General features: G+C 41.3%; 11 protein-coding genes. 1 reads left to right on the top strand and 10 read right to left on the bottom strand.

Features of this window, described 5'->3' with window-relative positions:
* Nucleotides 1-205: 205 nt before the first annotated feature.
* On the top strand, nucleotides 206-460 hold the full coding sequence (locus ACLFKQ_RS19320; protein ID WP_449001387.1) for a hypothetical protein: 255 nt from the start codon (nucleotides 206-208) through the stop codon (nucleotides 458-460).
* A 183-nt stretch (nucleotides 461-643) separates the two neighbouring features.
* On the opposite strand, the gene ACLFKQ_RS19315 is transcribed toward ACLFKQ_RS19320, so the two are convergent.
* The 10 genes from ACLFKQ_RS19315 to ACLFKQ_RS19270 form a co-directional block, all read right to left on the bottom strand.
* Complete coding sequence (locus ACLFKQ_RS19315) at nucleotides 644-802, bottom strand: YqaE/Pmp3 family membrane protein (protein ID WP_449001386.1); 159 nt, start codon at nucleotides 800-802, stop codon at nucleotides 644-646.
* A gap of 152 nt (nucleotides 803-954) precedes the next feature.
* Nucleotides 955-2,382 (bottom strand): GH39 family glycosyl hydrolase, encoded by a 1,428-nt coding sequence (locus tag ACLFKQ_RS19310; RefSeq protein ID WP_449001385.1) that lies wholly within the window; start codon nucleotides 2,380-2,382, stop codon nucleotides 955-957.
* A gap of 4 nt (nucleotides 2,383-2,386) precedes the next feature.
* Complete coding sequence (locus ACLFKQ_RS19305) at nucleotides 2,387-4,471, bottom strand: GumC family protein (protein ID WP_449001384.1); 2,085 nt, start codon at nucleotides 4,469-4,471, stop codon at nucleotides 2,387-2,389.
* Between the two features lie 154 nt (nucleotides 4,472-4,625).
* On the bottom strand, nucleotides 4,626-5,951 hold the full coding sequence (locus tag ACLFKQ_RS19300) for an O-antigen ligase family protein (RefSeq protein ID WP_449001383.1): 1,326 nt from the start codon (nucleotides 5,949-5,951) through the stop codon (nucleotides 4,626-4,628).
* Nucleotides 5,952-5,953: 2 nt separating this feature from the next.
* Nucleotides 5,954-7,087, bottom strand: coding sequence for a glycosyltransferase family 4 protein (locus ACLFKQ_RS19295; protein ID WP_449001382.1), 1,134 nt, complete (start codon nucleotides 7,085-7,087; stop codon nucleotides 5,954-5,956).
* Between the two features lie 54 nt (nucleotides 7,088-7,141).
* Complete coding sequence (locus ACLFKQ_RS19290; protein ID WP_449001381.1) at nucleotides 7,142-8,083, bottom strand: glycosyltransferase family 2 protein; 942 nt, start codon at nucleotides 8,081-8,083, stop codon at nucleotides 7,142-7,144.
* Between the two features lie 39 nt (nucleotides 8,084-8,122).
* On the bottom strand, nucleotides 8,123-9,007 hold the full coding sequence (locus ACLFKQ_RS19285) for a glycosyltransferase (RefSeq protein WP_449001380.1): 885 nt from the start codon (nucleotides 9,005-9,007) through the stop codon (nucleotides 8,123-8,125).
* On the bottom strand, nucleotides 9,001-10,230 hold the full coding sequence (locus ACLFKQ_RS19280) for a glycosyltransferase (protein ID WP_449001379.1): 1,230 nt from the start codon (nucleotides 10,228-10,230) through the stop codon (nucleotides 9,001-9,003). The genes ACLFKQ_RS19285 and ACLFKQ_RS19280 overlap by 7 nt, the downstream gene beginning before the upstream one ends.
* Before the next feature lie 513 nt (nucleotides 10,231-10,743).
* Nucleotides 10,744-13,023, bottom strand: coding sequence for a WD40/YVTN/BNR-like repeat-containing protein (locus ACLFKQ_RS19275; RefSeq protein WP_449001378.1), 2,280 nt, complete (start codon nucleotides 13,021-13,023; stop codon nucleotides 10,744-10,746).
* Between the two features lie 44 nt (nucleotides 13,024-13,067).
* On the bottom strand, nucleotides 13,068-13,865 hold the full coding sequence (locus ACLFKQ_RS19270; RefSeq protein WP_449001377.1) for a sulfotransferase family protein: 798 nt from the start codon (nucleotides 13,863-13,865) through the stop codon (nucleotides 13,068-13,070).
* Nucleotides 13,866-13,877: the final 12 nt, after the last annotated feature.

Genomic DNA, 13,877 nt, shown 5'->3' with positions numbered 1-13,877 from the left:
GCGATACCCATCTATAGATAGTTATATTTATTCGAACTTTCTGTAATAAAACGGAATAATATATGTTAGGTTAATCTTCTTAGGAGTTTATAATGACTAGCGAACTTTACCAACTGTTTTTTAACAGATAGAATAAATTAAAATTTTAATATCTAAAGTTCGCTAGCTATTCTCTAGATAACTATTGATTTAATTCTTGAATAACATGACTGCATCAAAACAGCTACAAGGAGTAGAATTAATTGACTGTGCTAAAGCTAATGCCGAAAGTGGTTTGAGCGTAGCAGCCAAACAATGTGGATATGCCGAAGACACCGAAACTTTTCAAGAAAACCTACTTCAGGCTTGCCATAGAATCGGGGTCGATATTCAACAGCTAAGCGATCTAATTGATGACGATAAGCTACTGACAGAACAGTCGAGAACTAGCATTAGTCCTGAAACCACTTCCGAATTATAAGTAAAACTTATCACCTCTTATCTATTAGATTTATTTCGACTCTGGGCAAGTGTTGAATTTTTGCTGACAGGAATTACTATGTAGAAATGCTGCAAACTTTTGTCACAGCCAGAGCAGCAAGTAACAAAGAAAGTAGGTATCTAACTTTAGTCCGATTTAGCTCGGTATTTATCCTTAGAGAGCCTACTTTCTGGCGATAATCCAAACGGCATGAACGATTCCAGGAATGTAACCCAGTAAAGTTAAAAGTATATTTAGTAAAAGCTCGGAACTAAATCCTACCTGCAAAAATACTCCTAAAGGTGGAAAAACAATCGCGCAAATGATTCTAACAATATCCATGAGGTTTATGTTGGAATTAAAGGTTGCAATGGTAACTATACTTTGATTCTAGCGGATCTGAGTTGATTTCCCATCGCTGTAGTTGAAGATAGGCTGGTTTTTTTGACAGGCGATCGCTACAGAAGCATTAGTAGAACCATCGTCAACTAAGATTAACTCCCATAACCTGACGATGGTCTATCATCTAATCGCAACAGTAATAGAGACAACGGTTTTAGTCTTAGAGGTTGAGAATTAAATATTGTTGCAGCATTATTGAAATTAGTAATTCCATTTTCATTCAAAGTAAAACCTTCTATTTTCTTGCCTGAGAAAATATTGGGTGTGGATAGAAGAGTTATTCGAGCAGGGTAAGAAGACTTATTGATTAATAATAAAGACCTGCTACGATCGGCTTGTTCTAAAGCCAGAGATTCTATGGCAGAATGTTTGCTTTCTGTAGACATTACCGTCCCGACTAAATATTGATTTCCCCAAGCAAAAACACTTGCTGCGGGACGTAAATTATTATCTGGATCGATCATGCCATATATCCCATCTTTAAGATGCCAGGAAGCTGCCATATCGATTTCAGCTTCAACAAGATGCTTGAGTACTGAAGCAAACCAAACTGCACCGATATGAGTATTTTGACGCTTCTCCCCAGATTTCCAATAGTAATTGATATTATATTCACTGAGAAATAAAGGTATGTGGCGATCGCCACTATGTTTAGCTACTACCGAACGTAGTTTCCGCACTTGTTGCTTATACATTGGAGTACGAGACATTAGCTTATCGGTAGATTCTTCAGGGTTGCCCGTACCATAACGATGCCAAGAAATAAAATCGACATTAGAGACACATTCGCGCAAAAACTTGGCTACTAACTTTTTGTTATCCCAAGTTAAAGTCGGTCCCCCGATTTTAATTTTAGGATCTCTTGCTTTCATTACTCGTGCCGAGCGATTGTAAAGTTTCCAAAGTTGGTCTAGTTTGCCCTGTTTTTCATAGCGTGTTTCTAGCTCATTTAATGGTTCCCAGTAAATGACGTTTCGCTGTTGCCGTTGGTTGATAATCGTTACCAGTTCCGCGCAAAAATTGGCATAGTTATCGTATTCGTCAGCCGCTAGCAAACCCGTTTCGTCAGTAGTCATCCACTTAGGCCAACGAGGAATATTCTGTACGAGAACTGGATTTTGAGGGTACGAAGCATCGAATCCGGCTTTAATTTTAGCTTCGTCCCAAGTTTTACTTGCCTCATTGCTCCAGCGATCGCTGAGGTCGGTATGATGAATTCTAACTAGGGGGATATTAAGCTGAGCGAGAAGGCGCTGAAACTCATTATCCCGAGCTTTGTGGGGCGAAATAATTTCATAATCATTAGAGCCAAACATCAAGGGTGTACTTTGGGCGATCGCCTCTGACCAGTTAATTTTAACCGTAGTGGCGATTGCTTCGGGATCGGCAGCCAAAGATGTTGATGAGTCTAAAAGCTTATGACTGGCATATTTCTTATCTGGATATCGGTGCAAACCGTAGCTCATAAAAGCAGATGCTGCACCAATACCGGTCAGTTTAATTAAATCTCGACGTTTCACGGTATTAGTTTTGCTCGACGGCTCTTTTAGAAGGTTCTAAATAACGGGTGGAATAGTTGTAGTTATAGGGACGAGAATTGTTTTCAACTCCATTAACAACCAATCCTAAAACTTTGGCATAATGTTGCTCTAATTCTTCGAGACTGCTATAAACGGCGTTGCTTTCGCTGACGTTGGGACGAACTACAAACAGGACATTGGAAATAGTTTCAGCCATCAAAGCTGCTTCGCTGGTCAAACCGACTGGCGCACTATCAATAATGATGTAATCATAACTGTCTCTCGATTCGGCCAGAGTAACATTCTTCTCAAAGCTTCCTTGCTTGACTAACGCCGGGATGTTGGTTTGTAGTCGTTGGGCAGTTTGAAGATGGAGGTTGGCAGTTATTTCCACGATACTATCTGACTCTTGGGGTGAAGTTATCGGTGCTAGAGCATCAGTTAATTCTGCTTTGTGAAAATCTCCATCTACCATAAGGACGCGAAAACCCAGATCGACTAATGCTTTTGCCAAGCCGATAGTAACGGTGGTTTTTCCCTCTCCTGCCATCGCACTAGTTACCAACAAACGTCGGTTTTCAATTGGTTTGAGACTAATTGCTGAAGCCAACCTTTGAAAGTCTAGTTCCACATTGGGATTATAATGGAACATTGAATTCAATAGAATTTCGGGATTTGGCACTGACTGTCCGAAAAATTTAAGTTGGCGAATGTAGCCAACAATCTGTAAGTTGCAATAGTTTAGATCCTGAGTTTTTAATAGAGGATTGCGTTTTTCTAGCAGAATAATTATGGCGGTGCTGCCGACGATTGAAGCTAGTAAAGCATTGAGATTTGTCAACATCACATTGGGACTTACTAGTTTTGAGTTGCTGCTAGGTGGTTCTAATACCTCAATTTGCGGATAAGTATTGAAGGCATCAATTTTGGTTTGCTGTATTTTCGCAATCAAACCCTGATACACACCCTCGGCTACGTCTTTATCTTTTTGTAGTCGTTGCAAACTACTATTATTGGCCGGGATACTGGCGAGAGTAGTTTTGAGTTGAGCGATCTTGTTATCTAGCTGCTCGGCTTCTTGTCTTTGAGACTCAGCTTCAGACTCAGCAGTAATTAGCTGTCGAATCAGAGCAGTACGACCAGAATTGTTGGCAACAGAGAGATCTACTGGTGCAGAGTTGGTGGTCTGATCGATATATTGCTGGTATCGCCGTCTCAGTTGGTCTCGTTGCAATTTCAGATCTCGAACTCGCGGATCGGCTTCGGTGCGATGTGTTAACAAGCTTCCCAAAGCAATTTCTACTTCCTGTAGCTCGTTCCTAACTGCTTGATAGTCTTGATTTTCGCTTAGGCTTACCGAACGCATCGCCTGAGCTGGTGACATTTTCAAACGAGATGATAGAATTGCAACTTTTTCTTCATTGGCGGCTGCTCTAGTCTCAGCCTGAATTTTGGCGGCGGTTAGCTGGTCGATAATATTGACTAATCCTCTAGTTTGAGCTTCAGAACTAACTAATCCCGAAGTTTTTTCAAATTTTGCTAATTCTTGCTGAGTTTGAGCCAGAGCTCGTTCGGCTTTAGCTAGCTCTTCCTGACTTAAATCGATGCGTGCGGCGGATTCTTGTTTGCGTAATTCGTTTAAGCGTTGTTGATAAACTGCAATCCAGTTCTTAGCTCGCTCAGCAGCTATTTCTGGACTAGAACCGAGAACGTTTAAGGTCATAGTCGTAGATTTGTCGGCAATCTCAATTTCAAACAAGCCTTTATAGCTACCAACGCTGGAAAATTCGTCTTTTTCTGGATCGATCGCTAATAGTCTTTCCATTACTATGTTGCCAGTCAAAATTGACTGCTGGGCGTTCAAAGGATTAATCATGGCAGAAAAACCAGCGTTACCACTATCAAGAGAACCCAATGTTCCTAAATCGGCATTGAGATTGCCATCAGTATTAGCCACAATTAGTTGTGCTTGAGAACTCCAAGTTTTAGGAGAAGTTTTGATTCCCAAAAAGGCAAAAGCAATTACAAACAAGTTAAAAACTAGAAGATTTTTCCAGTGTCTGGTTAAAATTGAAATTGTTCTATTCATGATTAATTTAACGAGTAATAGTAAAAAGTAAAGCGACAATTAGTAATAAAAGTAGTCCCAAATTATCCGTGAAAAATAACGAAAGACCAATAGGTTAGAGCATAATCATTATCTAGTTAATTTATATTCAACAGTTGTCGTGCGACTGCCGTACTTAAGGAGGAGGAAGTTTGGCTTGTTGGTAATTAGCCAACATTGCACCCAACCAAATAAAGAAGAACCAAATATAGACAGCAATCCAAGATATGGGCAATCCTTGAAGAAATAGATATAAAACGATTAAGGCAGCAAAAGCTCGTCTACCCAGGATGCTTCCTTCTGAAGCAACTTGCCAAAAACTGGCTAAAGTAAAACCGAGAGCGGCAATAAAGACGACAAAGCCGACAACTCCGTGTAGATATAACACTGCAGCGTAAGTCGAGAACGAACCCAAGGTAACTTCATAGGTATGCCAGTCTGCAGTATCGTAAGCGATCCCCCAACCCAGCCAGGGTGATTCTCGCCAAGCTTCCATCGTTTTACGCACTACAAAGGCGCGGTCGGTAGTGGAAGCGGGACGTGCTTGATTGAAAATTTGCCAGGGCTTTTGTAGTAAATCTGAGAAAGTTAACTCTAACCAACTCGAAAGCAAGGCAGTAATTGAAAATAACCACAAGCATAACTGACGCCCCCAAAAGCTGCGAAAAGTAGCCACGATTATGAACACAATCGGCAAACATACCCAAGCTAGGCGGCTTTGACTGATTAAAATTGCTCCCAAACAACCTAAGATTGCTGGATAACGCAGTCGCGCTATAGGTTCTCCTAAACAAATAATTAAAGCTAACAAACCGCAAATACCAGGAATAGGTGGGTCGGGCATATAAAGAGCAGATCTAGGCACCCTAATACCGAAAAATGGCTGCCAGATGGCGTTAATATTGACTCTTAGACTTAATGTACTACCTGGAGTCAATTTGGCAAGTGGTGGGATTAAAGGTTCGATGGGAATTTCCAAAAAAAGTAGAGTTAGCTGTATGGCTATTAAAAATAAATATCCAATTGTCATCCAGACTACGGCTCTGGTAATTACTTTGAGTCGAATACGAGTACCAAAAGGCAACAGCAGACAGGCAAAAATGAGAAAATAGCCTTTGAAAAAAGTAACTAACGTTGCTGCAGTTTGAATTAGGTCAAAACCGATATCGCTCAAGCCAAAAAGTGCCGTCCACAACATGGTTAGCGCCATTGCCAGCCAAGCCCAAACTGCCAACGGAATGTTAGTTCTGATAAGTTTATCGAAATCGAAGGAAACAGCTAGCAGACCGATCGCTACGGCAGGATAAAACAAGGTTTGAATGCCTAACAACCACCATAGAGGAGTCAGTACGATTGTCCAGTAGACAATTTTTTCTGCTAAAGATAGATCTTTAAGACTAAACTTAATCGATCCACTTTGTTGCTGTTGGCTGTAGTTGTAGTTCTGAGTTAGAGAGGACATAGTTAACTTAACTCCGAGTAGAGGCGGTCAAAAAGAAGATTGGCAGCTTCAGAATCATGTTCTCGCGCCTGCTCGATTGCTCCTTGGCTAAGTTTCTGATAGAGTTGGGGATTGTCGAAAATTTTCACGATAAATTCTAAGGCTCGATCTGCTAAGTCTTCATAGGTGCGATCGAGCAATTCCCAATAGCGATCGCTTTTTCTGGCGGCTAAACCTTCCCATTGTCGATATCGATCTAGCACCAAATCGACTATAAAACCATTTTTATCATGCTTAATAAACTCTGGTAGAGCGCATACATTAGTGGTAATCGCAGGCGTTCCTACTGAAAATCCCTCTAAAATACTAAAACCATAAGTATCATCGAGGGTACACATAACCTGAAAATGGCTTTGCGAGAGTAATTTTATCACTGCTTGATTGCTGAGATTTTGGTAGAGATTAACATTGGGCAAGCTCAGCAAGCGTAAGTCTCGATCGTATTTATGGGAATCGCAATAGTCAGTATATACTTTTGCTCCATAGCTCATTTTAGAAATGATATTTACTTCAAGGGGTAATTGCCGTTTCCGTGCTTTGCGAGCGATTCTGAGGGCAACCACTCCGCCTTTTCTAGCAAAGTCATTACCGACGAAAATCAACTTCAAAGGTTTTTCCCTCGTATAGCTTTTGGGAATATTGGTTTTGAGGGGAAAATTAGGTGGAATTACTTTGAGTTTGTCGCGAACTAATGGTAATTTTGCCCAATTGCGATGTTGATGTAAAAATTTATTTTTTGCATAGTCAGACATAGCAACGATCTGACGACAATTGTCTCGACTCAAACTGTCAAAAATTAGCGCCGATATTTTACTACCATAATTACCAATTGTTCTGGGTAAAATTGACTCGAAAGTAACAATCCAAGGTTTTTTAGTATAGGGAATGGCATTAAAAGTGTGAATCAAACCAAAGGTTTGGCTGAGAGGTGTAAACAAGCTAACTCCTTGTAGCGGTCGCCAAACTTTTTGGATAATTCGCTCGGGTATATAGCTCAGAGGACAACCCTTTTCGTAAACTATTTGGTGCTGAGAAGCACGAGGTAAATTGGGAATCTGTATATGATTGTTTCCGGCTATGATAATTTTTAGCATCATTTATAAAAAATAGTAAATCGATTATTTTAATTATTTTTAATAGCTCGAGATTCGCTAAGAGAGCATTTTTGGCTTGAATGAATACCTCAAAGCTCTAAGAGAACGTCTTAAATTTTTGGGAATCAGCCACATTCCCAGATATAGTCCCAGATGGTGAGGCTTTAACTTGCCAAATCTGAAAGCATCTTGGAGTAGCCGGGCAAAAAGTTGCCACTGTGCTTCGGAAGCTGCTTGGGGCGCGACTTGGGCAATTAAAAAACTTGAATAGGCTCTGGGTGTAACTAAGTGACGGTTAGCATCAATCCAGGCTAGGGAATTACGCCAATTACTTTTACTACTGGTAGTCTGACGCTGTTCCCAGATGTACCAGATAGCTAAAGTTTCAGTTACAAAGGTTACTCCAACTTCAGGAAGAAGATTAACGCGTAAAATCCAGTCCCAATCTTGATGTTTGGCTAAATTTTCATTAAAAGGAACTTGTTGTAAGAGCTTTTTGGGAGTAAAAATAGTTGAGGTTTGAATTAATCCTTCACCAAAATACCAACTATTACGTGCTAACAGATATTCGCTAAGATGTTCGTTAGCGGTAGGTAATCGTTTGGGATAAGTAAATTCTCCTTTGGGAGTTTTAGCAGTTAGATAACAGCTAATAATTGGGTAGAAATGTGAAGAAGTAGTCGCTACTGCTAGCTGTCGTTCTAGCTTGGTAGGAAACCACTCATCATCATCATCTAAAAAAGCAATCCATTCGCCCTTAGCGTTTGCTACTCCCATATTACGAGCCGCGCCACCACCTCGAGATTCCGAAAGTCGCACGATCCGCAGACGGGGTTCGGCGATGGCTGCTAGTGTTTCAATTGTAGTCGGATCTTCCCCGTCTATTACCACGATAATTTCTAGCTCGTGCAGTGTTTGCGCTCTGACACTGTTTACGGCGCGTTTAACTAGCTGAGGACGATTGTGAGTGGGGATGACAACACTGACAATAATTGACAAAATTTTTACCTCCTGGGCTGATAGTTATGGGATAATTTTTTATCTTTGAGCGAGGCTTCCTGTTTTGATTCGGATTCTCTCTAGCTGTCCTCCGTACTTTAAAATTCCCATTACCAAAATTATTTGGACTTTGTTAACTAGTGAATACTTTTGTTTGAGTCTTAAAACACGCCAGCAATATTTCAGGGGCGGTAAAAAACCCAGAATAAGACCGAGATTAAATTTGGGTTTTAATTGTTCTTGACCGCCAACTATACGCAAATGTTTGCGATACATCTCGGCTAAAGAATGCCTGGCGGGGTGCATGACTACTGCTTGGGCTTCATAAGCTAATTGATATCCTCTGTCGAATACTCGATGACACCATTCGCGATCGCCATTGGATTTAAGTCTCTGATTGAATCTACCAACCTCCTCGAATAAATGTTTGAAAGTAAATAAATTAGCCGTAACGCTAAAGTGAAATTTGTCAATATTATCTTTCTGGGGAAAAGCATGAAGACTTTCGTATAGTTCGACAGCAGTCAACTGTTGGGGATTTTGGTAAAATAATTCCACTTTGCCGCCAACAATCCCGAGTTCGGGGTTACTCAACAGAGCCCTAACGCCATTAAGTAGCCACTCGGGTTGGGGAATACAGTCTGAGTCAGTAAAAGCTATTACTTTTCCTTTGGCGATACTAATACCTCGGTTGCGGGCTGCATAGGACCCGGGAATGGGTTCGTAGGTATAAACCACTTGCTGGTAGCAAGCAAGTTCATTGATAATACTTCGCTCCGAACCGTTATCGACAACGACTATTTCGTACAATTCCGAAGGATAAATTTGAGTTGCTAAAGCAGCCAGACATTTGTGCAACCTCTGCAAATCGTTAAAAACTGGAACGATCGCCGAAACCGATGGTAGAGCAGAATCGTTTAGCATTGGTATAACTCCTCATATATTTCTACCAGGCGGTCGTTGAGCTTGTGGATGTTATAGTGTTCCCGCACCTGCTTGGCTCCTGTAATCCCCAACTGCGATCGCGCTTCTGGATGTTGGCAGAGATACTCAATCTTTGCTGCTAGTCCCTCGACATCGCGTTCTGCTACTAAAAAACCACTAATTCCATCCTCGACTAATTCGGGAATGCCGCTATGCCAAGTACTAACTACGGGTAATCCCGTTGCCATTGCTTCCATTAACGACACGGGTATCCCCTCACAATCCCCATCCCTGGCAGTGACGCTGGGGGCGAGTAAAACATCCGAACCATTAAGAATGGCAACCACGTCCGATTTAGTCTGAGATCCTCGAAAACTAACCGCATCTTCTATTTTCAGCTCACGACAAAGCTGCTGTAATCGATCGCTCAATTCACCATCACCAACAATTTGGTATTCTATGGCATGACCGTTGGCGATACACCGAGCAACGGCTCGGATGGCATATTCGATACCCTTTTTCTCGACCAAACGACAAACGCTAACTAGTCTAAGGCGATCGCTTTGAGCTTGGCGAGCTACGTAGGAGAAGCTGTTACCGTCAATGCCCATATGATGGACTTGAATTTTGGTTTCGGGACAACCTAACTCGATTAATTTACGTTTCCAGTGGTTACTAATGGGTAAAAACAAGTTTCCTTGTTCGAATAATCGGTCGTAAATGCGATCGCCTTGCTCTTGTAGATATCTCGTCATATCTACACCGTGAAAGCTGACAATTAATTTACCCGACAGCAAACCCAAATCTCTTAACGGTAAACTTTTGAGACCTTCATAACCAAAATGACAATGAACGATATCATAGGGATGTTTGTTTAAGTGGACTATGACTTGATGCAGTAACATTAAGGAGGTGGCTGCTCGACCATACCTAATGCCATTTAAAGAACTTAAAATAACTTGGGGATGCTGCCATAAATTAGTCAGCAATACTCTCGGTGTTTTAAGTAATCGCGAGAATTTGTTTTTAGGTATTCGATCGTAATAAATGCGATCTTCGAGCTGATACTTAACCACATCAGGATGAATTTTCTGCTGTAAGTCAGGAATACCTGCATACATATCAACTTCATATCCGCGATCGATTAATCCCGTGATTTGATTGATAATAAAAGTTTTAGACAGGTTGGGAAATACTTCTCCCACTAGAAAGGCGATTCTCATTTATATTTATATTGCTTTCTAAAAGTTTTTGACCAACGGTCAGAGGAGGGCGCGTCATCTGAGGAAACCTCAGATGTTTATGCCGCTCGTCAGGCTGCGGGTTGCGTTTGCGGAGCAAGTCGTAGACTCAGCAAGTCCGTTGCGTAGCTTCTCGCTTCGCGAGTAGGACTCGCTTGTCTCCGCACCAATCTCTGACTTGAATTGTTAAGTCACCAATCGAACTTAGGAACGGATACGATCGTGATATTTAAGATTTAACCGATGATTTTTTTGTTTAATATATGCAAATTTTTTACAAAATATCCGCGAAGATTTGACTATAATCGCAACAAAACTAAGTTTAAGATTGGTTGATGAATATTTGAATATTTTATTGGTTTTATTCAATTTTCATTTTAATTTGTTTTGCTCACTCCCTCCGTAAAGACTCGGTAAAAAAAACTTCTGGTTCGAGAAATTTATGTAAAAATCTGGATCGATAGTGACCTTTTAGTTATTCGTGGTATACAGTCGCTAAGCTTTATAGGCAAATTTATGCAATTTTTTCACTCGTCGTCGCCATAGTTTGGCTACAAGATAGATTGCCAAAGCCGTGAAGGAGGTCAGAACAATAATCAGCTTAGGACGTAAAGTAAGACGTAGATAGTAGAAATAAAGATAAGTCAACCAGTTACGGTGGCGTATGGGTATAGTCAGAGCTTGCCAGGTGTTGCCTGCATCTTGGGATTCAAAAAGTTGTTTATCTGAAAACCCAAAAATCGTGCGATCTTGGCTGTAGGCTGGAGAAAATTGTATGGGTGCTGAGACTCCCGTTAAAGTAAAACCATATAGGTTAGCCAAAGTAATGTTATTGTCGATCAATTCATTACCAACTTCGTTAAAAATTTGACCTCCATCGACAGTTTTAAATAAGCCTTTGCCGCGAACGCTAACTAGAAAAGTGCCATCATTTTTAAAATTAGGAGAAATAGCAATTCCTTCGATATAGCTACTATCTCCATAGGCGGTATTGGTTAATTTTTGCCAATTTTTTCCCCTATTTTTAGTCTGAAAAATCCCCTCTGCCGTGCCAACTAAAATAGTGCGATCGCTTTCAAAATTTGGGGAGATTGCTAGTTGCATTATGGCTTCTTTTTTGGGATCGTATTTCTGGTTAAAGCTAATTCCGTCGCTGGCTAATTCCCAATTATCTCCCCCATCGATAGACTGGTAGATTTTTTGCGGTACTGCTGCGTATAAAGTGCGATCGCTCTCAAAGTTAGGAGATACAATCAAATTGATTATTGCTTGGTCTAATTGACTGATTAAAGAGAAGTTTTTACCCCCGTCGGTAGACTTGAGAATCTGACCGTCCATTGTGCCTAGATAGACAGTGCGATCGCGCCTAAAAGTGGGAGAAACAGCAACGGTGACTCCCTGAGATCTTGTTGTCCACCAAGGTTGATCGGAAGGCTGTATTTCGTCCCAGTAACGACTCTGCCAGTTTTTTCCTCGGTTGGTGGTTTTATGTATCCCATACCAAGTCGTTGAAAAGATGGTTCGATCCGAACTATATTGGGGAGAAAAAACCAGATCGAAGACGCGAGAAATTCCCGTATTTTGCTGCAAACGTTGAGCTTCAATCAAACCTCGATTGATGCTGCGCCAGTCTTCGCCGCGATTTTTAGATAAATAACCACCCCAAACATAAGTTCCTATTGCAACCGTGCCATCTTGTTGGTAATTGGGAGATATTCCCAAACCAACAATGGTTTTGGTTGAAATAGTTTCTCGTTCTTCCCAGGTTTTACCGCCATTACGAGATTCAAACAGTCCGTCATAGCCAGCCAAAAACATGGTTCGATCGCGTTCGAACTCCGGAGAAATAGCTAACTCGCTGTAATAGGGGCGATCCAACTCCACTGCTTGAGAGTCTTTGGTGAGACCACGACTGAGTTCTTGCCAGCTATTGCCCCCATCCCTAGATTGAAATACACCCCGATATCCCGCAACGGCATACAAGTCTGTGGGTGTATACGTTAAAGATAAGATCGGCTGTCCCTCAATTGATGAAATTTCAGTGTGAGAAACGCCACCATCGATGCTTTGATACAGCTTGCCTGTTGCCGTACCGATAACCAGAGTTCGATCTTGACTATAATTTGGAGATACAGCGATCGCTCCAATCGATTCACCACCAAGATTTACTAGGGTTTGCCAACTGTTGCCTCCATCTTCGGAAAAGAGCAGATTACCTTGTTTATCTCCCGTGAAGATCGCTTGACTGTCGGGAGCAAAAGCGATCTCCGTAACTTTGGTGTCTTCAATTACCGACTGCCAATTCGCACCACCATCTCCGGTTAAATACAAACCGGTTTCTGCTCCTGCCGCGAGCACCAGATTGTTGTCTTGAGGGGAGATTTTAAGTCGGTCGATGCTTAAGTTACTCAGTCCACTGTTAGTTTTTGACCAAGACTCACCACCATTATCAGACTTATATACGCCGTCACCTAAGGAGGCGAGGAACATAGTTTGAGCCGATTGGGATGAGATATCTAAAGCGTAAAGTCGGTGTTTGTGATCGAGTCCGCGAACAACTCTATTCCAAGTAACTCCACTGTCTTCTGACTTAAATAAATTCCCTCTAACGATGGTCAATACTGTTTTATCTCGTTCGTAAGTTGGTGATAGCTTGACCTGAAACACATCATCGTGTGGTGTATGTGCCAGAGCAGTAGGAGCGAGGAACAAACATAAAACACAGGATAAGACAAGTAACAGACTTAGTTTTTTTAAAAGTTTTAAAAGCTGCATTCAAAACTCCTTAGTTAATAAATGTCAAATAGCAATAGGCTGTCTTAAATTAGACTTGGTTGAAAGAGAGGGTAGTCGAAGTAGTTCATCCGCTCGCCGCAGATAGTTTCAATAGTCTGAAAATTATTGCCAAAAAACTCCAACCAGCTACTGGAGCGATCGCCAGAAGGCTGATATTGAATGTCAATGAATTGAGAAATATCTTCTATAGGTTTTAGCTGCATCTGATGGGCAAGATGGGCGATCGCGGCGATCTTATCAGCGATAAAATCTTCATAGCGAATTAAGGTAAATTGGGAGCGATTTGCTAGATAAGTGTCGGCAGCTAAATTCCAACGATTAGACAACTGCTCGATGTAATTTTTTCCAGGAATTGGGGGTATTTGACCGACAAAACCGCGTTTTTCGAATGGTATGTGTTTTAAATGCCCTGGAATATTCCTACGATTGAGAAAGCTGCGAATATTGTCTCTAGGGTCGCGGATGACAAATATGAATTTTGCTTGAGGAAAACACTCTCTGAGGTCTTGATAGAAAAATGTCAGCTTGGGGTCTTTGTTAATCGGTGTGGAAAAGTAAAATTTGTGAGCGCGGACCACATCTTTTAACTTTAGTTTTCCTGTTAGTAGTTGTCGCTGTAACTCGTTTTGGGGATCGATACGGTAGATCGGATCGATGGTAACTAGCTGTCTGCTAATTTTAGCCAGCAGAGTGGCGATCGCTGTAGTCCCGGATTTGGCATGACCCAGAATAAATATTGGTGCGGGATGTAAGCTAACAGTTTCTTCTGCAGATAAAGCTTGACTTTTGGCTCGAATATATTTGCCAATCTTAAAATACATGAGTTTAGTTTC

The sequence above is a fragment of the Myxosarcina sp. GI1(2024) genome (assembly GCF_053543375.1).
Note: the sequence above shows the minus strand (reverse complement) of the source record. Positions and strands in the feature narration are given on the sequence as shown.

Coding starts and splice junctions, on each gene's coding strand:
- ACLFKQ_RS19320 (WP_449001387.1), top strand. CDS start 206: ATGACTGCATCAAAACAGCTACAAGGAGTAGAATTAATTGACTGTGCT.
- ACLFKQ_RS19315 (WP_449001386.1), bottom strand. CDS start 802: ATGGATATTGTTAGAATCATTTGCGCGATTGTTTTTCCACCTTTAGGA.
- ACLFKQ_RS19305 (WP_449001384.1), bottom strand. CDS start 4,471: ATGAATAGAACAATTTCAATTTTAACCAGACACTGGAAAAATCTTCTA.
- ACLFKQ_RS19300 (WP_449001383.1), bottom strand. CDS start 5,951: ATGTCCTCTCTAACTCAGAACTACAACTACAGCCAACAGCAACAAAGT.
- ACLFKQ_RS19295 (WP_449001382.1), bottom strand. CDS start 7,087: ATGATGCTAAAAATTATCATAGCCGGAAACAATCATATACAGATTCCC.
- ACLFKQ_RS19285 (WP_449001380.1), bottom strand. CDS start 9,007: ATGCTAAACGATTCTGCTCTACCATCGGTTTCGGCGATCGTTCCAGTT.
- ACLFKQ_RS19280 (WP_449001379.1), bottom strand. CDS start 10,230: ATGAGAATCGCCTTTCTAGTGGGAGAAGTATTTCCCAACCTGTCTAAA.
- ACLFKQ_RS19275 (WP_449001378.1), bottom strand. CDS start 13,023: ATGCAGCTTTTAAAACTTTTAAAAAAACTAAGTCTGTTACTTGTCTTA.
- ACLFKQ_RS19270 (WP_449001377.1), bottom strand. CDS start 13,865: ATGTATTTTAAGATTGGCAAATATATTCGAGCCAAAAGTCAAGCTTTA.